The following is a 23,863-nucleotide window of genomic DNA, read 5'->3' on the forward strand; positions in this document are numbered from 1 at the left end:
TTATGCCGCCGGGCAATCTTCGTGTCGAAAGAAAATCGGCATGATTTGCTAGCTGGCAAAGAGATCATTTGAAGTATCGATTGGACGTCGGCTTGACTTGGAGTTGGCGGTCGACACCATGGTCTCTACGGGAGGGGATTGCCATGGCAGTTACGAAAGGACTCCTGGTCAAGGTCCGCGGCGACGGCGTGGGGCTTGCGGCGCAAGGCGGCCGGTTTGGCGGCATGGATGCCGAACCGATCCTCTCGCTGCCGCCCGTCGCGGCCGGTGCAGGTCTGGCGGCGGCCGCGGATAGCGGCGCCACCTGGCTGCGTTTGGCCGCCACGGCTGCCGATACCGACAATCCCTGGGATCACGCCCACGAGTTGGTTGCGCAAAATCCGGCACTGGCGGCCGGCGGCGAGGTGCTTGCCGTCGAGCCCGACATCCTTCAGCCATGGCCGTACAAGAACAGCGGCGGTGATCGCGGCATGGCGGCGAGCGCCAGCCCCGTCTGCGCTTTCGACGACCAGGACCCGCAAGGCGGCAAGGCGGTGGTCGCGGGGCGCGTCGCCTGGAATGCCGATGCCGACTTCAGCCAGTTCCTGGCGGCCCGCAACCAGGTGGGCGCCAAGCAGGCCAACATCACGATTGCCCATCTCGATACCGGCTTCGACCCCGGACATCGCACCTTGCCGGCAGGGTTCCTTGCCGCGCAGCAGCGCAATTTCGTCGACGACGGGACCGGTCCGAACAACGCGACCGACCACGCGCCGGCCGGCGGGCTCGCCAGCAATCGCGGCCATGGAACCGGCACGCTCAGCCTGCTTGCCGGCAACAAACTCGATGGCGCCTCGCCGCATTGGCCAGGCTTCACCGATTACGTCGGCGGCGCGCCGCTGGCGAAAATCCTGCCGGTGCGGATCGCCGACTGGGTGGTACGGCTGACCACCGGCACCATGGTGCAAGGCATCGACCACGCGCGCCAGCAGGGCGCGCAGGTGCTGTCGATGAGCATGGGCGGCCTTGCCTCGCAAGCCCTCGTCGACGCCGTCAACCTTGCTTACGACCACGGCCTGGTCATGGTCACCGCGGCCGGCAACAATTTTACGCTGACGCCGAGCAGCATCGTCTATCCGGCGCGTTACAACCGTGTGCTCGCGGCCTGCGGCGTGATGGGCGATGGCCGTGCCTATTCAGGGCTTGCCCTCAACACCATGCAGGGCAATTACGGACCGCCCTCGAAGATGGCAACGGCGCTCGGAGCCTATACGCCGAACGTGCCCTGGGCCGAGATCGAGTGCCCCAAGGTGGTCGACATGGACGGCAGCGGCACCTCGGCGGCGACCCCGCAGATCGCCGCCGCGGCGGCACTTTGGCTGGCCGAGCACTGGGATGTCGTGAAGGCCTATCCCCAGCCATGGATGCGCATCGAAGCGGTGCGCAAGGCGCTGTTCGCCACGGCGCTCAAATCGACCGCCAAAATGAATGCGACGGAAACTAAGGAGAAGATCGGGCAGGGCGTGTTGCGGGCGTTCGACGCGTTGGGCTTCGCGCCACCGTCGGCGGCAAATCTCACCAAGCTCGCGCCCGCCACCTACACATGGAGCTGGCTGGACATGCTGACCGGAGGAAACTCGCTGGCGCCGCAATCGCCCGAGGCGACGCGTCAACAAAGGATGTTTGCGCTGGAGCTGATGCAGATGGCTCAAGCCAACCCGGCCGTCGAGCAGACGATCGCCGATCCGGATGATATCGCGGACAACGTCTCGACCGCGGCGCGCAACCGCTACCTGGAAGCGGCGCTCGACCAGGGCAACCCCTCCAAGCCGCTGAAAACCTTTCTTGAAGGCGTGCTGGGACGGCCCGGCGCAACGTCTCTTTCGGCTTCGCCGCCCGTTTCCAAGCCGTCGGCGCCGCCCATCAAGCGCAAGCCGCGGCCGCTGCCGCCGCCGCAACGCCAGCTGCGCATCTTTGCGCTCGATCCATCCGTCGCCAAGCGGCTGGATTCGGTGTCGGTCTACCAGGCAACGCTTTCCGTGCCGTGGGACGATGAGCCGTCCACCGACAAGCCGCTGCTGCTGGGTCCGATCGGCGAATATCTCGAAGTGGTCGATGTCGATCCCGCGTCCGACCGCGTCTACGATCCGGTCGACCTCAACGACAAGCAGTTGTTGGCGCAGGACGGCCTGGCGCCCTCGGAAGGCAACCCGAAATTCCATCAACAGATGGTCTATGCGGTGGCCATGACCACGATCGGCCATTTCGAGCGGGCGCTTGGCCGGCGCGCGCTGTGGGCGCCGCATTATGCCGAGGCTCCGGGCCGCACCGGCGACATGACGGTGAAGGCGCATTATGTGCCGCGCCTGCGCATCTATCCGCACGCGCTGCGCGCCGAGAATGCCTATTACAGTCCCGAAAAGAAGGCGCTGCTGTTCGGCTATTTTCCGGCGACGAGCAGCGAGGGCGACGTCACCACGCCGGGCACGACGGTGTTTTCCTGCCTGTCCAGCGACATCGTCGCGCATGAGATGTCGCATGCGCTGCTCGACGGCCTGCATCGCCGCTTCCAGGATGCGTCCAACCCGGACGTGCCTGCCTTCCACGAGGCCTTTGCCGACATCGTCGCCTTGTTCCAGCATTTTATGCTGACGGAGCTGGTAAGGTTCTCGATTGCCAAGGCAAGAGGCGACGTGTCGACAGCCTCGCTGCTGTCAGGCATTGCCCAGCAGTTCGGCGAAGGCAGCGGACGCGCCGGACCGCTGCGCGAATATGGCGCCGCCGGCATGGCCGATCTCGACTACGGCAAGACCTTCGAGGCGCATGACCGCGGCTCGATCCTGGTTTTTGCCGTCTACCAGGCCTTTTTGGCGATCGCCGACCGCCGTACCGACGATTTGATCCAGCTTGCCACCGGCGGCACCGGTGTCCTGCCGGCGGGAACCTTGCATCCGAGCCTGGTCGAGCGGCTGACCGAGGAGGTCGCCAAGACCGCCAGGCAGATGCTGACCATGTGCATCCGCGCGCTCGATTACTGCCCGGCCATCGACATTACCTTCGGCGAATATTTGCGTGCCCTGATCACCGCCGATCGCGATGCCTATCCCGACGACCCGCTGCACTATCGCCTGGCCTTTCTGGAGTCGTTCCGCAAATGGAAGCTTCTGCCGCGCGACGTGCGCACCATCTCGGAAGAGACATTGGCCTGGAGCGCGCCCGACGACCCGTCGCCGACTTGGCTGAAGGGGCTCCTGAGCAAGATCGATCTCGGCTGGAACCAGAAGCTCAAGCGCGCCGAGATATTCGCTCTCAACGACAAGAACCGCTTTGCGCTGTGGCGGGCGATGCATCGGGTCTTCGCCACCGAGCCGGACCTCTACAAGCAGTTCGGCCTGTTGCTCGATCTGCCGCGCTATAATGAAGACGGCACGCTCATGCATGCGGCCAAGAAGGGCGAGACGACCTTCGACATCTACAGCGTGCGCCCGACGCGTCGCGTCGAGCCGGACGGCTCGTTCCGCGTCGAGGTGGTGGCCGTCATCCAGCAACGCGTTCCCGTCGCGCTCGACGGTACGCCGATGCCGCAGGGTGTGAAACCGGGCGACGACTTCTTCTGGTTCCGCGGCGGCGCCACCATCATCATCGACCCGCGCGAGGGGTTTGAGGAAATCCGTTATTCGATCATCAAGAACACCGGCAGCGCAGACCGGCGGACGCGGCAGGCGCAGACGGCGGCGCAAAACTATCTGTCGCCGCTGAGGGCACTCTATTTCGGCGGCGAGGTGTCGGAACCCTTCGCCATGCTGCATGCCAGCGACGGAGACGACGACCATGTCTAAAAAGCCAGCCGCGAAGAAGAAGCCGGCGGGCGCTCCCGTGGCGGCGCATGCATCCGGCATGACGGTCCGGCATTATTGCCAGGGCATCGGCGACTGCCATCTGCTGACCTTCACCAAGCCCGATGGCTCGCCATTCCGCATCCTGATCGATTGCGGCGTCCATGTCTCGGTCACCGGCGGCCCGGCGCTGGTCGCCGATATCGTCGCCAATCTCAAGCAAACGACGGGCGGCAAGATCGACGTCCTCGTCGTCACCCATGAGCATTGGGACCATGTCTCCGGGTTCCTGACAGCGAAGGACCTGTTTGCGGATTTCGAGATCGGCGACGTCTGGATGGCCTGGACGGAAAACGCCAACGACCCTGGAGCCGCCGAGCTCGACAAGTTCAAGGGCCAGGCGCTTGCAGCGCTTCAGGATGCCGGCCAGAAGCTCGACGGCATGCAGGGGCTCAATCCCTATATGGCGGGGGTTCGCGACGGCCTGCAGGCTTTGCTCGGCTTCCAGTTCGGCGCCGCCGGCGAGCGCGTGCGTTCGGCCCGTGACGCGGCGGCAAAGCTGTCGCAGAAACAACCGCCGAGCTATTTCGAGCCCGGCGGGCCGCCGCTGTCGATCGACGGGCTGCCCAATCTGCGCATCTACGTCTTCGGCCCGCCGCGCGACAAGACAGCGCTGCGCCTGGAGGAGAAGGCCAGCGAGATGTTCCCGCTGGCGAGCGGCGGCCCGTTCGCGCGGGCGCTGGCGAGCGGGCTTAAGATGAACGCGGTGGACGATCCGGCCTTTGTCGATGAACTCAGCCCGTTCGAACGCAATATCGGCACACCGCTGTCGGCGGCGCTGAACGGCGACACGGGCAGCGACCCCGCCATCAATATCGGCGCCTATGTCCGCAAGCATTATTCCGGACCGGTGTCGGGTGCTGCGGCGATGGAGGATCGCGACCAGTCCTGGCGGCGCATCGACGCCGACTGGATGGGGATTGCAGCCGATCTCGCCATGCAGCTCGACCGCGGCGTCAACAACACCAGCCTGGTGCTTGCCTTCGAATTCATCGACAGCGGCCGCGTCTTCCTGTTCCCGGGCGACGCCCAGATCGGCAATTGGCTGAGCTGGAAGGATCTGAAATGGCCGATCGAGCAGGCGACGGTCACCACCGCCGATCTGCTTTCGCGCACCGTCTATCTCAAGGTCGCCCATCACGGCAGCCAGAACGCCACGCCGGAAAAGCAGGGCTTTGATCTGCTGACGAGCGCCGACCTTTCGGCCTTCATCCCCACCAACAAGGTCGACGCGGTGAAGGTGCATTGGGGCGAGATGCCCTATGACGGCATCCTGACGGCGCTGGAAACCAAGACCAAGGGCCGCGTCATCCGCGCCGACGATCCGTGGCTCGCCGATGCAAACGGCAAGCCGGCCTTCGCCACGCCGTCCGGTTCGATCCAGGCCGTGCGCAGCGCGCCACGCGATGCCGCGCGCGGCCCCGGTGGGCTGTGGGTGGAGGTGGATTTGATTTGAGCAAATCGACGCAAGGTCGCCTCGCCAAGCCCGGCTTTTGCGGCTGATCGATTGCGAAAGATCCAAAATCCATTTATGCAGCAATCGGCTGAATGAGGGCGGCCACCCAACGCATCCTGCGTCTACAAGGCCGCCCCATGCCCGATCAATTTTCGCGCGTCATTGCCTTTCTCGCCGTGGTCATGGCCCTGCTGTTCGCCGGGCTGCATTTCCACCAGGGCCACATAGTTGCCACGCTGTACTTCATGACCGGCGCTGTGTTGGTAACAGCGGTGACGCGGATGAATGTGAGACGAGGGCTGATTTAGGCGGCGAGCGTTCCGACATCGCCGAGTTTGTCCAATTCTCCGCCTTGATTTTGTCAGCTCGACCGGCCGCTCAAGGTTGACGCTACTTTTCATAGCACAGCCAAGTGACTCACGGGGGAAACTTGGTACGTTGGCGTGACGGAGGGGAGACCATGTCAAGTTGGGGGCTGAAAGAACTCGAGCCGGAGCCCGAAGGCGGCCTGCTTCGTTCCCTCTGGCCGGTGCTTTCCCTCGTCGCCATCGCGGCGCTCGTGGCAGGATTTAGCCTTGGCCAGTTCATTCAATCTCAATTCGCCGGCGTTGCGATACGCAGCGAGATGTATGCCCAGGCGGTCGACCAGTTTGACGACGCAGTCGGCAGTGCCGAAAAACTGGCCGCCAACGCCCAGCAGAACCTCAAGGTTGTGTTCGATGCCAATGGCGTTTCTCCCGATTTGCCGAAGCCGCCAGAGCAAAAAGCCGAGGCGGACATTGGCAACAAGGAAGGTTCTGCCGGCGAAGCCCCTCAACCTGCCCCTACGCCTGCTCCCGCTCCGCCCGAGCCCGCTATCAAGGCTCTCGATCAGTTGCGCGAGGCCAACCAATCTGTAGCCGAGATACGGGACAGATTGGACATTGAAGTTGAGGTTCCCGACGACACCTTTTCGTCCTTCAGCTTTTTCGACCAGGCTAACGCTACCCGCAAAACCCACAAGGTTCCGGTGCCAACACCCAAGCCTGACGCCGGGGTTTTTGCGGGAATTTCGCTGAGCAGTATCATACTGGTCGGCATCGTGCTTTTTCTTGCGGGCCTGACGATCTATTCCCTGCGCATGTACGCGCTTGCTCCCAGTGCGGGTGTCCGAAAACTCTATGAGCGCCTTTCGATAGCGCTGGTGACGTTTTTCGTTCTGGCCGGGGTAGGGATGTTCGGGACGTATCTTGGGGTGAAGATCGTTCTGCCCAGCGGTGGGTAATCCTCGCCGCATCCGAGCCGCCTTCGCGACTCAGAGATAATCATCTAACCAAATCAGCAAGTTGGATGGTGGGCGATGCAGGGATTGAACCTGCGACCCCACCCGTGTGAAGGGTGTGCTCTCCCGCTGAGCTAATCGCCCGCCTTGGGCCCGAAGGCCGAAGCGAGCCGCGATATAAGGGAGGCGGGTGTGTTAAGTCAAGGCGATGAGCCGGCGATCTGCTGAGGATTGTTTCGCGGCTCCGCTTGCCCACTTGGGGGCGGCTCAGCGCGCCGCGGCGATCAGCTTTTCCGCCAGTTGCGGCGTCAGCGTGTCGAAATGCGAGATGACCAGCGTCGGCTCGAACTCGCGCACGTGGCGGTCGGTGTAGCCGAAGTCGACCGCGACTACCGGAACGCCGGCCGCCTTGGCGGTGTCGATGTCGGTTTGCGAATCGCCGACCATCACGGCGCTGTCCGGATCGCCGCCGGCCAGCCGAATCGTCTCGGTGAGGTGGCGTGGGTCGGGTTTTCGAAAGGCGAACGTATCCTGGCCGCAGATCGCGGCAAAATACTTGTCCATGCCGAGCGCGCCGATCAGCGCCACGGAGTTGGCTTCATATTTGTTGGTGCAGACCGCCATCAGGTAGCCGGCGGCCTGAAAGCGGTCGAGCGCCGCGATGACACCGGGGTAGGCGCGCGACCTGCCGGGGATGTTGAGCGTGTAGTGGTCGAGGAAGAGTTTTAAGAGCCGATCGTGCTCTTGCGCCATCAGCGTCTTGTTCTGCGCGGCATGCGCGCGCTCGATCATGACGCGGCCGCCCTGGCCGACGAAGCGCTTGAAGCCTGTCTCGTCGACGGCCGCCAGGTCGCTGGCCGCCAGACTGTGATTGAGACTGTCGAGCAGATCGGGCGCGGTGTCGACCAACGTTCCGTCGAGGTCGAACACGATGATCGGTCGGGCCATGGTCAATCCTTACGCTATTGAAGTGCTGGAGCCGATACAGGCTGCGCCGCCTTCTAGCAAGAAGCCTCGATCGGTCCACAGCTCAGCCTTTGACGGAGCGGGCAAAAATGCTAGGAGGCGCGCGAAACCGGCGAAAAATCGGGGCTTGGTATGGATGCAAGGCAGTTGAAGGTCGAGGCGGCGCGGGCAGCCCTTGCCCATGTCGCCAGCGGCATGCGGCTCGGCATCGGCACCGGCACCACGGCGGAAGAGTTCGTGCGACTGCTGGCCGAAAAAGTCGCGACCGGCCTCACCATTGTCGGCGTGCCGACCTCCGAGCGCACCGCCGCACTTTGCCGCGAGCTGGGCGTGCCGCTGTCGACGCTGGACGAGACGCCCGAGCTCGATCTCACCATAGACGGCGCCGACGAAGTCGATGCGGACCTGACGCTGATCAAGGGCGGTGGCGGCGCGCTGCTGCGCGAAAAGATCGTTGCCGCAACCTCGCAGCGCATGATCGTCATTGCCGACAAATCCAAGATGGTCGAAATCCTCGGCCGCTTCCCGCTGCCGATCGAAGTCAACAAATTCGGCCTGCGCGCCACAGAGATCGCCATTGGCGCCGCCGCTGCCAGCCTCGGCCTTTCCGGGCCGGTTACATTGAGGATGACGGGAAGCCAGCCATTTGTTACAGACGGCGGCCACTTTATCCTCGATGCATCTTTTGGCCGCATTCCGGATACAAGAGCGCTTTCGAATGCTCTGTTCGCCATTCCAGGCGTTGTCGAGCACGGTCTTTTCATCGGGCTGGCGTCAACGGCCATCATCGCCGGCGGCGACGGTATAGAAACCGTCCATGCCGCCCGAAAACCAGGGAGTTCTACCGACCATGATGTTGCATAATCGAGTTCGTCGCCTTTCGATGCTTCTGGCGGCCTCGGCCGTCCTTGCGCTGTCCTCGCCGGTGTTCGCGCAGGATGTCAGCGACTCGCATTTGAAGGCCGCCCGCGCGGCCGTTGCCGCGATCCATGCCACGGACTCGTTCGACAACATCCTGCCGCAAGCCGCCGCCGCATTGGAGTCGCAGCTCATCCAGAAGAACCCCGACATGCAGGAGCTGATCGGCAAGACCATCAACGAGAAGGCGCTCGGCCTGGCCTCGCGGCGCGCCGACCTCGAAAAGGAGGCCGCGCTCGCCTATGCCAAGGTGTTCTCCGAAAAGGAACTCAACGACATAGCGGCCTTCTACAGCTCCGAATCCGGCAAGAAGCTGCTGGACAGCGGCCCCACGGTGACGCGTGATCTCGTGAAGGCTGCCGACATCTGGCAGAACGGTGTTGCGCGGGATCTCGCCCAGCAGGTCGGCGAGACGATCGGCGCCGCCGCCAAGGCCGCGGCGCCGGCCGCGCCTGCACCGGCACCCGCGCCGGATGCGACACCCCCGCCGACGACTCGGCTCCCGCCGACAATTCGGCTCCGGCCGATGGCTCGGCTCCGGCGGACAATTCGGCGAACTGATCGAGTTCGATCAGTCAAGGCGACTGGACCAGAAAGCCCGGCTTTGTCCGGGCTTTTCTTTGCCGTCTGGCAGCCTACCTCTGCCTCGACCTTTCGTTTTGTTTTGACGCAATTCCGGACGGAAAACCGCTTCACACTTTTCCTGGAATTGCTCTAGTTCAGGAGCTCCGTTATGGCCGGTTACGACTATGATCTTTTCGTCATCGGCGGCGGCTCGGGCGGGGTGAGGGCGGCCAGGGTGGCGGCGGCTTTGGGCAAGCGCGTCGCCATCGCCGAGGAGTACCGCTTTGGCGGCACCTGCGTCATCCGCGGCTGCGTGCCGAAGAAGCTCTATGTCTATGCTTCGCAATTTCCCGAGCACTTCGCCGACGCGGCCGGCTATGGCTGGACGGTGCCCGAGGCAAGCTTCGACTGGCCGACGCTGGTCGCCAACAAGGACAAGGAGATCGCCCGGCTCGAGGCGATCTACAAGCGGAATGTCGAGGGCGCCGGCGGCGAGACGTTTCATTCACGTGCCGTGCTCGTCGATCCGCACTCGATCTATCTGGTTGCCGAGGACCGTACCGTCAGCGCCGACCAGATCCTGATCGCCACCGGCGGCCGTCCGGCCGCGCATCCGGCGCTGCCCGGCCACGAACACTGCATCTTCTCCAATGAAGCTTTCGACCTGAAGGAATTGCCGAAGGCGATCATGATCGAGGGCGGCGGCTATATCGCTGTCGAATTCGCCAACATCTTCCACGGCCTCGGCGTCGAGACCACGCTGGTCTACCGCGGCATGGAGATCCTCTCGCGCTTCGACATGGACCTGCGCCGTATGCTGCACGAGACCATGGAGAAGAAGGGGATCAGGATCCTCTGCCACACCGTTTCGGAAGGCGTGCGCAAGCGCCCAGACGGCAGGCTGGATGCGCTTCTGAGCGGCGGCGAGGTGCTGACGGTCGACCAGGTCATGCTGGCGATCGGGCGCATTCCCAACACCGAGAATATGGGCCTGGAAGGCATCGGCGTCGAACTTGGCAAGACCGGCGCGATTGCGGTCGACGACTATTCGCGTACCAACATCGACAACATCTGGGCGATCGGCGACGTCACCAACCGCGTGCAGCTGACGCCGGTCGCCATCCATGAGGCGATGTGCTTCATCGAAACCGCCTTCAAGAACAACCCGACCGCGCCCGACCACGACACCATCCCAACGGCGGTGTTCTCGCAGCCGGAGATCGGCACCGTCGGCCTGTCGGAGGACGAGGCGGTCAAGCGCTTTGCCGATATCGAGATCTATCGCGCTTCGTTCCGCCCGATGCGGCACACGCTGTCCGGCCGCGACGAGAAGATGCTGATGAAACTGGTAGTCGACGGCGCCACAAGAAAAGTTATCGGCGCGCATATTCTCGGGCCGGATGCCGGTGAGATGGCGCAGCTGCTCGGCATTCCGCTGAAAGCGGGGCTGACCAAGGACGCTTTCGACCGCACCATGGCCGTGCACCCGACCGCGGCGGAAGAGCTCGTCACCATGTACAAGCCGACCTATCGCGTGAAAAACGGCGAGCGTGTTTAAGGTGGACTGACCTGATCGCCACCGGAGGATACCGGCGGCGGCAAGGCCGAAGTCAGAGCAAAGTGCCGCGCAGGATGACCAGCGCCACCGAGAAGTAGATCACCAGCCCGGTGACATCGACCAGCGTGGCGACGAACGGCGCCGAGGCGCTGGCCGGGTCGAAGCCGATGCGCTTCAGCGCGAAGGGCAGCATCGATCCCGACAGGGAACCGAAGGTGACGATGCCGACCAATGCGGCGCCCACCGTCGTGGCAATCAGCGGCCAATGCGGGCCATAGTCGTAGAAGCCCATATATTGCCAGAGCGCGATGCGGCAGATGCCGACCACGCCAAGCATGGCGCCGAGCACGAGGCCGGTGGGCAGTTCACGCAGCGCCACCCGCCACCAGTCCCGAAGGCCGATCTCGCGCAGCGCCAGCGCCCGGATGACCAACGAGGTCGCCTGCGAGCCGGAATTGCCGCCGGAGCTCATGATCAGCGGGATGAACAGCGTCAGCACGATCGCTTTCTCCAGCTCGCCCTCGTAGCTCTGCATGGCATTGGCGGTCAGCATCTCCGAGATGAACAGCGCGCACAGCCAGCCGCCACGCTTCCGGATCATGGCCAGGAAGCCCATCTTCATGTAGGGCTCGTCAAGCGCCTCCATGCCGCCGAAACGATGCGCGTCCTCGGTCGTCTCCTCGATCATAGTGTCGATGATGTCGTCGATGGTGACGATGCCGAGGATCTTGCCATGGTCGACCACGGGCAGCGCGAGCAGATCGTATTTGGAGATGGTCTGCGCCAGGTTCTCGCGGTCGGTCAGCGGCGTCACCGTCACCGGCATGCGGTCAGGGGCCACCGTCAGGATCGAATCCTCCGCATTGCCGGTGATCAGCCGGCGCAGCCCGGTCGAGCGCAGCAAAAGCTGCGTCTGCGGATCGACGATGTAGATGGCATAGATCGTTTCGCGCGTACGCTCGACCTTGCGGATGTAGTCGAGCGTGCGGCCGACGGTCCAATCCGCGGGCACGCTGACGAACTCCGTCGTCATGATCGAGGCGGCGCTGCCTTCCGGATATCCCAGGATGGAAAGCAGCGTGGCGCGCAACGGTGCCGCAAGCGCGCCGAGCAGTTCCGAGCGGGCCGGCTCGTCCAGCTCGCGCAGAATATCGGCGGCGCGGTCAACGGACATGGCGGTCAAAAGTTTGCTCGCCTTGGCGCGCGGCAGGTCGTCGACCAGCTCGGGCGCGTCCTCGAGCTCCGGCTGATCGAAGATCTCGACCAGCCGTTCGAACGGGACGACGCAAAGCAGCTCGATGGCTGTCTCGCGCGATTCATGGTTGAGCGCCTCGACGACGTCGGCGACGTGGTCATTAGCAAGGACACGGGCGACGGCTACGGCTTCGTCGTCCAATACGGGTGCGAATTCGTTCATGGCTCACTCCTTGCCGTCCGGCAGGACGTGAGCCATCAGGTCACGTCAAGCAGACGGCGATTGCGTTCGACTGTGACTGTCGCCAGGCATGGCGCGTTGACCTTTCTGCTCGCGGGTTGGAATTCTGCGAGCGGCCGCAACATAGGAGTGCTTTTTGCCGAGTCAATCGCAAAGAGCGCGGAAATTGGTTGAGGGCAGACCGGATCGCGAGACTGTGATCGGCAGCATTGGTGGTCGCCGCCAAATGCTTGGTATGGCTGGCTTATTTCTGCTTCATCCGGCGGAAGCGCAGCCACTTGTCCTCGGCCGGCCTGGGTTGCTGGGCGAGTATCTTCGTGAGCTCGCGCGGCAGGTTGGGGGCGAGCGGCTTCTTGGTCGCGACACCGTCGCTGATCGAAACCACGCTGTGGTAGAATTCTTCGCCTGAAAGCGAACGCGGGGCCACCGCCTCGTGCATGACGCTGATCACGGTGACGGCGGGGCAATTGTCCTTGATCGCCTGGTGGAAGGCGATCTTGCCTTCGGGATCGAGGGCGCCGGTCGCCTCGTCGAGGAAGAGCAGGCCCGGCTGCTGCAGGATGATGCGGGCAACCACCAGCTTCTGCTTCTGGCCGCCGGAAAGAACCTGATCCCAGACCTTGCCCTCGCGGCTTTCGTCCGAAAGGTGCCCGATGAAGTCGCCAAGGCCAGCCTTGTACAGCGCGGCCGCCACCTGGGTGTCGCTGTGATCGTTCTCCGAGCCCGGCAGGCAGACCAGCTGCTTCAGCGAGACCTGCTGCAGCTTGACCTCCTGCGCGGCGTAGAAGCTCGTCACGCCTTCCGGGAACACGATGGCGCCGCGGCCGTAAGGCCACAAGCCGTTGATCGCCTTGATCAGCGAGGTCTTGCCGCAACCGGACTCGCCCTTGAGGAAGGTCCATTCGCCGCGGCGGAAGCGCAGATTGGCGGCGCTGAGGAAGGGGGTCGCGTCCTCACCCTGATGCGCCAGCTCCAGCTTCTGGATGGTCAGGCCGAACACCGGGTTCTGGCTGCCATAGGCGAAGTCGGAGCGGCCGGTCTGCCGATAGAAGTCCTGCGGCTGCTGGACATTCTCGATCGCGTTGGCGAGTTCGGTTACGCGCTGGCTGTTGGCCCTGAGCGCCGCAATGGCCGGCATCACATGGATGAACCACGAGCACTGGCTGATCAGCTGGGCGACCATTTCGGAGCCGGTGATATAGCCTTTGTAGTCCAAGCGGTTGTGGATGAACGACACCAGACCGGGACCATAGGCGACAATACGCGCGCCAATGAAATTGTAGATCAGTTCGAAGGACGTATAGCTGTTGTTGACGACATTGAGCTGACCCCAGGTTTTGTCGATATCGACATAGAGCTTGTCGTGCATCGACTTTTGCACGTGCTCGCCATGCGAGGCGGCGACGTGGAAGCTGCGGCGCAGGAATGTCGTCAATTCGCTGCGGTAACTTCCCTCGGCCTTCTGCATGCGAATGTTGAGACGCTCCAGCAACCTGCCGAGCTTGACCGCGATCCATGTGTTCAACGGCACATAGGTCGCGACCGCCAGGAAAGCCAGCACCGCGCTGCCGTAGCTGCCGAGAAACTCCAGCCCTTTGACCTCAACCGAGGATCCGATCAGATTTTCGCCGATGAAGTAGAGCGAGGTCGCGACACCCAGAACGCCCATAGCGAGACCGATCGCGCCGCCGGTCATGTCCTTGATTGATTCCTGGATGCGCTGGTCGATGTTGTCTGGCGCGACGACGCCGCCGGCCGCGGAACCGTGCTGAGCATGGAAATGGGTATGGTTGCCGTCGAGCAAGGCCTGATTGAACTGGCTGTTCAGCCAGCCGCGCCATTTTCGGTGCAAGGTTGCAGAGACAAGGCCGCGCACACCGGTGAAGCCGGCATCCTTGAGCACCACCAGCAGCACGAGGATGCCGGCATTGGTCAAAATCGTCTGCAACGGGTGGGTGTTGGCCGCATCGTGGAGGAAGGCGATCGAATTGCCCAACTCGCCCAATGCCACGGCAAACCACACACCGGCCTTGCTGGACAACGCCGTCAGCAAAGCGATGACGAAGGTGAGCGTCCAAGCCTCTTTCCACCGGTCAGAGAACCAGTAGGCCCGCATCAGCCCCCAGAAGGTACGCATCGTCGATACCGGCGTGAGGGGCGAGGGCTTCTCGGCCTCGCCAGATAGTTCTGCCGGTACTGTACGTCGCGGTCTGCCGACCCGAATCACGATCCCGCCCAAACCTTTTTTAGTTTTGTTACACAGGGTAACACCAATTGATCATTTTCTATTAATTTTCACCCCCTGGATGTGAATCGGCCCACGCGCCGTGACATCAAGGCAACAGGACGCCACCCGCAAATGGGTGTCTCTAGGGCTGATTTCGTGTTTTATCCCAGTGGGTTGGCGGAGGGTTGCGCAGCCGGCGTCGACCTTCCCCTGGGGAAGCAAAAAACACGGCTTTGTGAACGGAAATGGCCTCGGATCGGGTCCGAACCACTACTGCGTGGCGACCGGGATGCCTGAAAACTTACCGTCCATGAGCGCTTCGGGCTTGCCCGATTCGTCTTTTCCGGAGGCGGCGAAATGGCCGGAAATGGTCTTGGTTGCGGCATCGTATTTGTCGATGACGATCTCGCCGCTGCCAAAGTGGACATGGCCGACCATGGCGCCGGAATCGAGAATGTTGAAGTTGGCGCTGTTCGCCGGAGAGCCGGTTTTGAGCGGATAGCTGCCGACAAGGAGCATGATCTTTTCCGAAAACCGGTTTCCGCTTTTTCGGGATCATGCTTCAGCCTGCCGCTTCGAGCTCGCCGCGCGCCTTGGCCTGGGCGACCTGGCGGATGGCATCGGCAAGCGCTTCGGGTTCCTGCGCGCCCATGACGGCGTATTTGCCTTCCAAGAGGAAGCAAGGCACGCCGGTGATGCCCATGCGCGATGCGGTGGCGATCTCGTTGCGCACCGCCTCGACGTCGGCATCCGTCGGCAACAGCGTCTCGACCACGGCCGCGTCCATGCCGGCCTCGCGAGCGGCTTCGGTGAGCACCGCATGGTCGCCGATATTGGCGCCTTCCTCGAAATTCAGCTGAAAGAGACGGCGCACCAGCCGGTTCTGAACGTCCTCACCGGCGGCGCCCGCCCAGCGGATGACGCGATGCGCATCAAGCGTGTTCGGCGCCACCTTGATGGCGTCGAAGGCGAAATGGATGCCCTCGGCCTCGCCAAGCGGCTCGATGCGGGCATGGGCCTGGCGGATACGCTCTTCACTGCCGAACTTGCCCAGCATGTATTCGCGGCGGTCCATGCCGCCAGCCGGCACGGTCGGATCGAGCTGGAACGGTCGCCAGCGTATCCGCACGTCGACATCGCCCACGGCGGCAATCGCCTTGTCCAGCCGCTTCTGGCCAATGAAGCACCAGGGGCAGACGACGTCGGATACGACATCGACGGTGATCGCGTTCTCGGCACTCATGGTCGTCTCCTCCGTGTCGGCCTGCCTCAGTTGGGCCTTCGCCACCAGGCCGGCAGCTGATAGCCGAATATGGGAGTCTTTTGCGGATGTTCCAGATAGTTCCAGTAAGCGACCCATTGCTGCGTGTTGTATTGCATCGGCACCATATAATTGCCGGAAATAAGCAGCCGGTCGAGGACGCGCACCGCGGCGACATAGTCTTCCTTGGTTCGCGCGTTCAGCATGGCGTTGATCGCCGCATCCACTGCCGGATCGGCGACACCGGCAAGATTGAATGATCCTTCGGTCTTGGCCGCCACCGATCCCCAGCGCCCGACCTGCTCGCTACCGGGCGACAGCGAGTTGTTGAAACCACTCGAACCGATCAGAACCTCGAAGTCGTAGCGCTGCTTGCGCGACTGGATCTGGTCGCCGTCGAGCGGGCGGATGCCGACATCGATGCCGATCTTTTCCAGCGTGCGCTGATAGACGGCCGCCAGCCGCTCTTCGTCCTGCGAGGAGGTCAGGATTTCGAAGCTGAAAGGGTTCCCCTGCTGGTCGAGCATCTTGCCGTCCTGCACATGGTAGCCGGCCGCCTTGAGCAGATCGAAAGCCGCCTTCAGCACCTTGCGGTCCTGCCCCGAGCCGTCGGTGACCGGCGGCCGCCAGGTGCCGTCCATCACGTCGGGCGGCACGCGGCCCGGGTAAGGGGCAAGCAGCGCCTTTTCGCGGTCATCGGCCGGATGGCCAAGCGCGGAGAGCTCGGAATTCTGCCAGTAACTCATGGTTCGGTCGAACTTGCCGCCGAACAGGTTCTTGTTCGCCCATTCGAAGTCGTAAAGCATGCCGAGCGCGTGGCGCACGGCCGGATTGGCGAACTTCGGCAGTCTGGTGTTGAACAGGAAACCGTTCACGACAGGCGGAATGCCGGTCGTGAAATACTCCTCTTTCACCTCGCCTCTTCGGAAGGCGGGAAAGTCGATGTCGCGCTCGCGCTTTACCGGATCGGTCTCGTCATCGAGGGCGCAGATTCCCTTCTTGAAGGCTTCCGTCCTGGCGTTGGCGTTGAGGAAATATTCGATGGTGATCTGGTCGAAATTGTCGAAGCCGCGCTTTGATGGGATATCCTTGCCCCAATAGTCGGGATTGCGCTTGAAGACGATGCGCTGTCCGGGCTGCACCTTGTCCACGGTATAGGGGCCGCTGCCGATCACCGGCTTCAGCGTGGTCTTGTCGAATGTGTCCTTGTCGAAGGCGTGTTTGGGGACGATCGGCGTCAGCGCGATGATCAGCGGGATTTCGCGATTGGCCTTGTCGTTGAAGGTGAATTTCACGCTGTGCTCGCCGGTCTTCTCCAGCTTGGCGACCATGCTCATGCGATCGCGATAGGGCGGACGGCCCTTGTCGGTGAAAACATCGTAGGTGAACAGCACGTCCTCCGGCGTCACCGGCTGGCCGTCCGACCATTTTGCGTTCGGGTTGAGATGAAACTCGATGCTCTTGCGATCCGGATCCATGTCGACGCTGTCGGCGAGCAGTCCGTAGAGGCTGAAGGGCTCATCGTAGTTACGCTGCATCAGCGGCTCGAAGACGAGGTTGCCGTAAACGGTGTCGATCATGCCGCGCGCCGTGGTGCGCAGGCTTTTCAGGATGAAGGGATTGAGGTTGTCGAAGCTGCCGACGACGCAATAGGTGATGCTGCCGCCTTTGGGGGCATCGGGATTGACGTAGTCGAAGTGCTGATAGTCCGGCGGCAATGCCGGCTCGCCCTGCATGGCAATGCCGTGCTTCGGCTCCGAGAGAGCTGGAAAGAGCGATAGGGCCAGAAACGAGGTCGCGGCGATCAGCCGGACGAGAACGCGGTCCATGACCGTCTCCTTGCCGGGCGGCTTTGTGATTCGGCATGCACCCTAGAGCATTTCGCCCGCCGATTGAATCGGCGGGCTCCTCCATTCCGACCTGCCTTACACCGCCAGCCGGGAGAAAATCGCGGAAAGCGGGCTGGATTCGGCGCGGCGGGCAGTGTAACACGCGCTCTGAAGTCATCCTGTTGCCTCATTTCGGCAACAGGTAGCTGGACCACACGGCACGAAGAAGCCGGTCCCCGGATCTTTTGAGAGGAAAGTGCACCATATGACGAGCAACGCGTATCGCCTTTCGGTGCTGGCCGCAGGCGTGGTCGGCGTCCTGGGCGCCGGGCTTTTCACCGCCTCGGCGCAGCAACAGCAACAGCAGCAGCCGCCGCAGGGCTGGTACAAGGTATGTGCCAAGCAGGAAGATGTCGACATCTGCAATGTGCAGAACAACATCACTGCCGGCAACGGACAGCTCGTCACCAGCGTCGGCCTGATCGAAATCAAGGGCAAGGTGAACCGCAAGGTCTTCCAGGTGACCGTCCCGACCGGCCGTATCATCGGCGCCGGCATCGGCCTGCAGATCGACGCTGGCAAGGCGCAGAAGCTCGACTACGTCGTCTGCTTCCCCGACCGTTGCGTCGCTGAAGTGCCGCTGACCGACCCGATCGTTGCCGCCTTCAAGAAGGGCCAGCAGATCACCCTTACCTCGATCAACTTCCAGAACCAGCCGAACCCGATCAAGGTTGCGCTCGCCGGCTTCAGCGGAGCCTATGACGGCCCGCCGCTGCAGCAGCCCGACCTCGACGATCGCCAGAAGAAGCTTCAGGAGTTCGTCAACAAGAACAACCAGGACTTCGCCAAGAAGCTCAAGGACGAGCAGGACAAGGCCAAGACCGCGAACTGATCGCACAAACGTTCTTCGGAAATACAAAAGCGGGGCAATTGCCCCGCTTTTTTTGTTGCCGTCCCGCCTTTTGTTGTCGCCCCGCTTTTTGTCGTCGCCATGCAGGGGCGTCAGTGCCGCGATTGGCGTTTGGGCTCGTAGCGGCCATCCGGCCGCTTGTCGAACATCTCGCCGATCTGCGGATGCCGGACCGGCTCGCCCGAACGGTCCTCGAGCAGGTTCTGCTCCGATACATAGGCGATGTATTCGGTCTCGGAGTTCTCGGCGAGCAGATGATAGAAGGGCTGGTCCCTGCGCGGGCGCACATCCGCCGGGATCGCCTCGTACCATTCCTCGGTGTTGGCGAATTCCGGATCGACGTCGAAAATCACGCCACGGAACGGAAACAGCCGGTGGCGAACCACTTGCCCAATCGAGAACTTGGCTGTTTTCATCGCGCTCACCACTGGGTGCGCTCTACGCAAAACACCCCTAACACCTTGAAATTACGCACTATGGCGCCAAAAATCGACCCCGACTTTTGGGTTGGGGACTATTTGGCGCAGGCTGCATCTCAATTCAATGGCGTTGTGTCGTTTCGTTACGGCGCAACCGAGGCCCGGCGTTTTGTGCCTGAGACCAATATTTGGCCGTCAATGCTCTACCGCGTGGTCTCCTTTCGCGAACCGCCGGCAAGCGCGCGAAAGCCGCTGCCGGGCCGCAACCCTTCGCGCATGAAGAAAGCCCGCAGCGGCGCGAAGCTGCCCAGCGCATTGAGACCGGCGCTTCGCACGAGTTGCGCCGGCAGCATGTCCGACAGCAGCGACATGTTGAGCAGATTGACCGCGCCGCTGCGCGCCCAGATGTCGGGCCGACGCCTGGTGTCGTATGTGGCGAGGCACTTGCGAGAGCCTGGATCGTCGCGATTTTCGCTGGCGATTCCAATCAGATCGTCGATATCCCTGATGCCGAGGTTAAGGCCTTGCGCACCGATGGGCGGGAACACATGCGCCGCTTCGCCGACAAGCGCCACGCGGTTTTGCGCAAAGCGGCCGGGCGAGGCCGCCGACAACGGATAGACCTGACGGCCCGGTTCGACAGCTACGCGGCCGAGCATCGACTGCATCTGCTCCTCGATGCGTGTGGAGAGGGTATCATCATCGAGTGCCGCGAGTTCCTGCGCGGTCTCAGGCTCAACCACCCAGACCAGGCTGGAGCGTCTGCCGGGCAGCGGCACCTGGGTGAACGGGCCGGTTTCGGTGTGGAATTCGGTCGAGACAAAACCGTGCTCGCTGCGGTGGCTGAAATTGACCACCAGCGCCGACTGAGGGTAGGGCCGCGCGGACGCTTTGATGCCGGCAGCCTCGCGCGCCGGAGAGGTGCGGCCGTCGGCGGCAACGACGAGCGCGGCCGAGATCTCGCCGCCATCGGCAAGGACGGCGTGGGCCTGGTCGACATCAAGCCGCCATGTCTCGACCATTGATTTGCGCCATTCGATGCCGGCGTGGTCGGACACAGCCCCGGCAAGCAGCGGAATGAGCACCTTGTTCGGCAGGTTCAGTCCGAATTGCTCCTCGCCGATCTCGCTGGCGCGAAAGGTAACCGTCGGGCTGCGGACCAGGCGCCGGGTGGCGTCGACGATGCGCATGACCTTCAACGGCGCGGCCTGAGGGCGAAGCCCGGCAAGGACGCCGAGCCGGTCGAGCACTTTCAAGGCAGGGTTCATCAGGGCGGTGGTGCGGCCGTCACCGGTCGCGGCTTCCGGGCCAACGAGCGTGACGGCAAAGCCTGCTTCGGCAAAACCCAGCGCGGCGGTCAACCCGGCCGGGCCGCTGCCGGCAACAAGGATCCGGGCATTTTCGTTCTGCTGCATGCCAGGTCTCCGAATGAGAGGCGATCCTGGGTCAGGATATAGGTCGGATCAGCCGGCTTGATCAACGCGGCGATTCAGCCCATTCGAGTGCCATGACCGGCCAGGAGCATGATTTCGGCCATCTCGACCGCGCCGGCCGCGCCACGGCGGAGCTTGCGCGCAGCCCGCGCCTGACGGTGACGCTGACGATCGGGGCCGGCATCGCCTTGTCGTGGTTCATCCTTTTGGCCATGGCGGTCCGCGGCGCCGAAAGCCGCATTGGCGGCAATGCCGCGGGCGACGCGCTGCTGAGACACTTGCCGCAATTGCCCTTGCCTGGCTTTTTGTCCCGGATATTCAGCCTGTGCCTGGCGCCGGCGCCGCTTGGGGGCTCGATCGGGGCGCAGGGCCTGGCGCTTGCCCTGATGTGGTTCCTGATGGCGGTGGCAGTGATGCTGCCTTCCGCCGCGCCGATGATCCGGACCTATTGCGAGATCGCCGATACGGCCCGGATCAAGGGAGAGCCGGTGGTTCATCCGCTTGTTCTCGTTGCCGGTTATCTTACAACATGGCTTGCCGCCTCGGTGCTGTTTGCCGCGCTGACACTTGCGATCTACGCCTCCACGACTTCCGGGCAGATGCTCGATCCCATCGTCGGGCTGGCCGGCGGCGCGGCGTTGCTAGTGGCGGGCCTCTATCAGTTCAGCGGCTTGAAGCAGGCCTGCCTGGAAAAATGCCGGAACCCGTTCTCGATCCTGTTTGCCAATTGGAGCGCGAAGCCGCGGCGCATCTTCCGCCTCGGCCTAGAGCAGGGTGTATGGTGCCTCGGCTGCTGCTGGGCCCTGATGCTGGTGATGTTTGCGGTCGGCGCCATGAATGTCTTCTGGATGGCGCTGATCGGCCTCTTCACCCTGATCGAAAAACAGACCAGCGGCAGGGTGGCCAGCCGGGTGGCCGGTGCGATACTGCTTGTGTGGGCAGCCGCCCTGCTATTAGTTTCGGCGTGAGGGGGAAAATCGGATGACCGATCAAAGCTGGGCGATGAAGGGAGAACTGGTACTCTCCTGCAATTGCACGGTTTTCTGTCCTTGCGTGCTGTCGCTCGGCAGCCATCCGCCGACCGAAGGCTACTGCCAGACCTGGGCGGGTTTCCGCATAGACGCAGGCCATTTCGGCGAGGTCGAGCTCTCCGGTCTCAATCTCGGACTGGTCATGGAAATTCCGGGCTATATGAGCCGCGGCAACTGGACAGCCGGCCTGTTCATCGACAAGCGCGCCTCGGTCTATGCGGTGAAGGCGCTGACCAAGATTTTTACCGGCAAGGCCGGCGGGACCACCTCGCTGCTGTCGATCCTGGTCGGAAAATTCCTTGGCGTCGAGCAGGTGCCGATCACCTATGAGACACGTGACAAAACGCGTATCTTCCAGATACCGAAGATCATCGATGGCGCGGTGACGCCTATTGCCGGCAAGGATCGCGAGAAGGATACGGTGATCACCAATTCTGAATACTGGATCGCGCCGGAGATCATTGTGGCGAAGTCCGACAAGAGCAAGATGCGCGCCTTCGGCCGCAACTGGAATTTTGCCGGACGTTCTGCCGAAATCTGCAAACTGGACTGGCGGGGACCGTGAGCAAGGATACAGCGGCCCGCAAAGCGGCCAGAAAGATCGCGGATCGGATTCCGCGACCGAAAAAGAAGGTCACCTGGCCGCAGGCGCGCGCTTTCTCCGTGCACCTGCTTACCGCTTCGGGCTCGTTCCTTGCCTTCCTGTCCTTGGTGGCGGCAAGCGAAGAGCGGTGGACGTCGATGTTCTGGTGGCTCGGGCTGGCGTTGTTCGTCGATGGCATCGACGGCCCAATCGCGCGAAGGCTCGAGGTCAAGGAAATCCTGCCGACATGGTCGGGCGAGCTCCTCGACAACATCATCGATTATGTCACCTACGTGCTGATCCCCGCCTTCGCGCTCTATCAGCGCGGCTTCATGGGTGAGAACCTGTCCTTCCTGTCGGCGGCGATCATCGTCGTGTCCAGCGCCATCTACTATGCCGACACCGGCATGAAGACGAAGGAGAACTTCTTCAAGGGATTTCCCGTCGTCTGGAACATGGTCGTGTTCACGCTGTTCGTTATCGAGCCGGGGCAGTGGGTGTCCTTCGCGGTGGTCGTGGTCGCCGGCATCCTCACTTTCCTGCCGATCAATTTCATCCACCCGGTGCGGGTGGTGCGGCTCAGGCCGGTCAATCTCGGCATGACGCTGTTGTGGTGCGCCTTTGGCGCGCTGGCGCTGGCGCAAGCGGCGCTCGCGGCCTTCTACGACAAGATCGGCGTGCTCAGCGAACAGGTCAGCGACTTCACCAAGATCGGCATCACGATCAGCGGCCTCTATCTCGCCTCCATCGGGGGCATCATGCAGATGTTTCCCAGCCTTGGCGCCAAGAAGTCCTGACCCTGGATCAGGATAATTTTTGGCAGGATCGTCATCCTGACCTAGCTGTTTATCGAAGCATGATCTTTTCCGAAAAATCGGTTTCGGATCATGACCCAGTGCTGTCCCTATCCCGAGAGAGTTGAGCGATGTCCAAGGCAATCCGCATCCACGCCCATGGTGGCCCTGAAGTCCTGACTTATGAAGATGCCGATCCTGGGCAGCCCGGCGCCGGGCAGATCCTGATCCGGCATACCGCGATCGGCCTCAATTTCATCGACGTCTATCATCGTACCGGGCTCTATCCGCCGCCGGGCGGCTTTCCACTGATCCCGGGTAGCGAAGCGGCCGGCGTGGTGCTGGCGCTAGGCGCCGGCGTCGACTGGCTGAAGCCCGGCGACCGCATAGCCTATGCGGTCAATGTCGGCGCTTATGCCGAGCAGCGCATCGTTGCCGCAGACCGCGTGATCAAGCTGCCGGACGGCATCAGCGACGAGCAGGCCGCCGCCATGATGCTGAAAGGCATGACGGCCGAGTATCTCTTGCGCCGCACCTATCCGGTAAAGGCCGGCGACACGATCCTCTACCATGCGGCGGCCGGTGGCGTCGGTCTCATCCTCGGCCAATGGGCAAAGCATCTCGGCGCGACGGTGATCGGCACGGCAAGTTCCACCGACAAGATCGAGCTCGCCAGGGCGCATGGCTTCGACCATGTCATCAACTACAAGGAACAGGATTTCGTAGCCGCGGTTTTGGCCCTGACCCAGGGCCGCAAATGCGATGTTGTCTACGACTCGATCGGCAACGACACCTTTCCCGCTTCGCTCGATTGCCTGCGGCCGCTTGGCATGTTCGCCAGTTTCGGCCAGTCTTCCGGGCCGATCCCACCATTCTCGATGTCGATCCTGGCGCAGAAGGGCTCGCTGTTTGCCACACGGCCGACGCTCTTCGTCTACAACGCCAGGCGCGAGGACATGGTGGCGTCGGCGAACGCGCTTTTCGACGTGGTGCTGAGCGGCGCCGTCAAGATCAAGATCAACCAGCGCTATGCGCTGAAGGATGCGGGACGGGCGCAAGCCGATCTCGAGGCCCGCAAGACGACAGGAACGACCATCCTCATTCCCTAAAGCAAAGGGATAGAGCATGATGTCACCCGAAAGCCGCTTAACGCTTTTCGGCATCGTGCTGCAGCCGGCTGCCTTGTTTTTCAGCGTCTTGCCGGGACCGGAGGCAGAGTTTGCCCGAAAAGCGCACCGGCTGTTCGGGCATTCGCGCCGGGTCTATCTTAGCCCTTGAGTTTCCGCTGAAATTCTTGAAGCTCTTTCAAGTCGGGTGCTGCTTTCCGACGGGAGCCGGCCGCG

General features: G+C 62.8%; 20 protein-coding genes, 1 tRNA gene and 1 pseudogene. 13 read left to right on the forward strand and 9 right to left on the reverse strand.

Going from position 1 to position 23,863, the window contains the following annotated elements; all coding sequences use genetic code 11:
- Positions 1-143: 143 nt before the first annotated feature.
- The 4 genes from ACVDG8_RS00410 to ACVDG8_RS00425 all read left to right on the forward strand — a co-directional run bounded on the left by ACVDG8_RS00410 (position 144) and on the right by ACVDG8_RS00425 (position 6,595).
- Positions 144-3,818 (forward strand): S8 family serine peptidase, encoded by a 3,675-nt coding sequence (locus ACVDG8_RS00410; protein ID WP_447252940.1) that lies wholly within the window; start codon positions 144-146, stop codon positions 3,816-3,818.
- Positions 3,811-5,331, forward strand: a complete 1,521-nt coding sequence (locus tag ACVDG8_RS00415) for an MBL fold metallo-hydrolase (RefSeq protein ID WP_447252941.1) — start codon at positions 3,811-3,813, stop codon at positions 5,329-5,331. The genes ACVDG8_RS00410 and ACVDG8_RS00415 overlap by 8 nt, the downstream gene beginning before the upstream one ends.
- 92 nt (positions 5,332-5,423) lie before the next feature.
- Positions 5,424-5,639 (forward strand): hypothetical protein, encoded by a 216-nt coding sequence (locus ACVDG8_RS00420; protein WP_447252942.1) that lies wholly within the window; start codon positions 5,424-5,426, stop codon positions 5,637-5,639.
- A gap of 152 nt (positions 5,640-5,791) precedes the next feature.
- A complete protein-coding gene (locus tag ACVDG8_RS00425) occupies positions 5,792-6,595 on the forward strand; it encodes a hypothetical protein (RefSeq protein WP_447252943.1) in 804 nt (267 codons plus the stop codon).
- A 66-nt stretch (positions 6,596-6,661) separates the two neighbouring features.
- Here ACVDG8_RS00425 and ACVDG8_RS00430 read toward each other — a convergent pair.
- Positions 6,662-6,736: transfer RNA gene (locus ACVDG8_RS00430), tRNA-Val, on the reverse strand.
- Positions 6,737-6,859: 123 nt separating this feature from the next.
- Positions 6,860-7,540 (reverse strand): phosphoglycolate phosphatase, encoded by a 681-nt coding sequence (locus tag ACVDG8_RS00435; protein ID WP_447252944.1) that lies wholly within the window; start codon positions 7,538-7,540, stop codon positions 6,860-6,862.
- A gap of 150 nt (positions 7,541-7,690) precedes the next feature.
- Here ACVDG8_RS00435 and rpiA point away from each other — a divergent pair, with 150 nt between their 5' ends.
- The 3 genes and pseudogenes from rpiA to gor all read left to right on the forward strand — a co-directional run bounded on the left by rpiA (position 7,691) and on the right by gor (position 10,598).
- A complete protein-coding gene (rpiA, locus tag ACVDG8_RS00440) occupies positions 7,691-8,422 on the forward strand; it encodes a ribose-5-phosphate isomerase RpiA (RefSeq protein ID WP_447252945.1) in 732 nt (243 codons plus the stop codon).
- Positions 8,409-9,037 (forward strand): annotated as a pseudogene (locus ACVDG8_RS00445) (DUF2059 domain-containing protein). The gene rpiA and the pseudogene ACVDG8_RS00445 overlap by 14 nt, the downstream one beginning before the upstream one ends.
- Before the next feature lie 172 nt (positions 9,038-9,209).
- A complete protein-coding gene (gene gor / locus ACVDG8_RS00450; RefSeq protein WP_447252946.1) occupies positions 9,210-10,598 on the forward strand; it encodes a glutathione-disulfide reductase in 1,389 nt (462 codons plus the stop codon).
- Positions 10,599-10,650: 52 nt separating this feature from the next.
- Here the strand turns inward: gor and mgtE are convergent, their stop codons facing one another.
- The 5 genes from mgtE to ACVDG8_RS00475 all read right to left on the reverse strand — a co-directional run bounded on the left by mgtE (position 10,651) and on the right by ACVDG8_RS00475 (position 17,350).
- Positions 10,651-12,015, reverse strand: coding sequence for a magnesium transporter (mgtE, locus tag ACVDG8_RS00455; protein WP_447252947.1), 1,365 nt, complete (start codon positions 12,013-12,015; stop codon positions 10,651-10,653).
- 262 nt (positions 12,016-12,277) lie between these two features.
- A complete protein-coding gene (locus ACVDG8_RS00460) occupies positions 12,278-14,170 on the reverse strand; it encodes an ABC transporter ATP-binding protein/permease (RefSeq protein WP_447252948.1) in 1,893 nt (630 codons plus the stop codon).
- 360 nt (positions 14,171-14,530) lie between these two features.
- Complete coding sequence (locus ACVDG8_RS00465; RefSeq protein ID WP_447252949.1) at positions 14,531-14,779, reverse strand: hypothetical protein; 249 nt, start codon at positions 14,777-14,779, stop codon at positions 14,531-14,533.
- Positions 14,780-14,822: 43 nt separating this feature from the next.
- The gene (locus tag ACVDG8_RS00470; protein WP_447252950.1) at positions 14,823-15,503 is read right to left on the reverse strand and encodes a DsbA family oxidoreductase; all 681 of its coding nucleotides are present in this window, start codon (positions 15,501-15,503) and stop codon (positions 14,823-14,825) included.
- 26 nt (positions 15,504-15,529) lie between these two features.
- Complete coding sequence (locus ACVDG8_RS00475; RefSeq protein ID WP_447252951.1) at positions 15,530-17,350, reverse strand: extracellular solute-binding protein; 1,821 nt, start codon at positions 17,348-17,350, stop codon at positions 15,530-15,532.
- Positions 17,351-17,615: 265 nt separating this feature from the next.
- Here ACVDG8_RS00475 and ACVDG8_RS00480 point away from each other — a divergent pair, with 265 nt between their 5' ends.
- Positions 17,616-18,242: an invasion associated locus B family protein gene (locus ACVDG8_RS00480; protein ID WP_455707480.1), complete on the forward strand. Its 627-nt coding sequence runs from the start codon at positions 17,616-17,618 to the stop codon at positions 18,240-18,242.
- 110 nt (positions 18,243-18,352) lie between these two features.
- Here the strand turns inward: ACVDG8_RS00480 and hspQ are convergent, their stop codons facing one another.
- Complete coding sequence (gene hspQ, locus ACVDG8_RS00485) at positions 18,353-18,676, reverse strand: heat shock protein HspQ (protein WP_447252953.1); 324 nt, start codon at positions 18,674-18,676, stop codon at positions 18,353-18,355.
- A gap of 206 nt (positions 18,677-18,882) precedes the next feature.
- Positions 18,883-20,094, reverse strand: coding sequence for a UbiH/UbiF family hydroxylase (locus ACVDG8_RS00490; protein ID WP_447252954.1), 1,212 nt, complete (start codon positions 20,092-20,094; stop codon positions 18,883-18,885).
- A gap of 92 nt (positions 20,095-20,186) precedes the next feature.
- Here ACVDG8_RS00490 and ACVDG8_RS00495 point away from each other — a divergent pair, with 92 nt between their 5' ends.
- From ACVDG8_RS00495 to ACVDG8_RS00515, 5 genes are all read left to right on the forward strand, one after another.
- Positions 20,187-21,080, forward strand: coding sequence for a DUF2182 domain-containing protein (locus ACVDG8_RS00495; protein ID WP_447252955.1), 894 nt, complete (start codon positions 20,187-20,189; stop codon positions 21,078-21,080).
- A gap of 13 nt (positions 21,081-21,093) precedes the next feature.
- Complete coding sequence (locus tag ACVDG8_RS00500) at positions 21,094-21,708, forward strand: DUF1326 domain-containing protein (protein ID WP_447252956.1); 615 nt, start codon at positions 21,094-21,096, stop codon at positions 21,706-21,708.
- Positions 21,705-22,523 carry a phosphatidylcholine synthase gene (gene pcsA / locus ACVDG8_RS00505; protein ID WP_447252957.1) on the forward strand — a complete coding sequence of 273 codons (819 nt, stop codon included), beginning with the start codon at positions 21,705-21,707 and terminating at the stop codon, positions 22,521-22,523. The genes ACVDG8_RS00500 and pcsA overlap by 4 nt, the downstream gene beginning before the upstream one ends.
- Before the next feature lie 128 nt (positions 22,524-22,651).
- Positions 22,652-23,629 (forward strand): quinone oxidoreductase family protein, encoded by a 978-nt coding sequence (locus tag ACVDG8_RS00510; RefSeq protein ID WP_447252958.1) that lies wholly within the window; start codon positions 22,652-22,654, stop codon positions 23,627-23,629.
- Positions 23,630-23,645: 16 nt separating this feature from the next.
- Positions 23,646-23,798, forward strand: coding sequence for a hypothetical protein (locus tag ACVDG8_RS00515; RefSeq protein ID WP_455707481.1), 153 nt, complete (start codon positions 23,646-23,648; stop codon positions 23,796-23,798).
- The last annotated feature ends 65 nt before the right edge of the window (positions 23,799-23,863 follow it).

Source organism: Mesorhizobium sp. ORM8.1, from assembly GCF_053005525.2.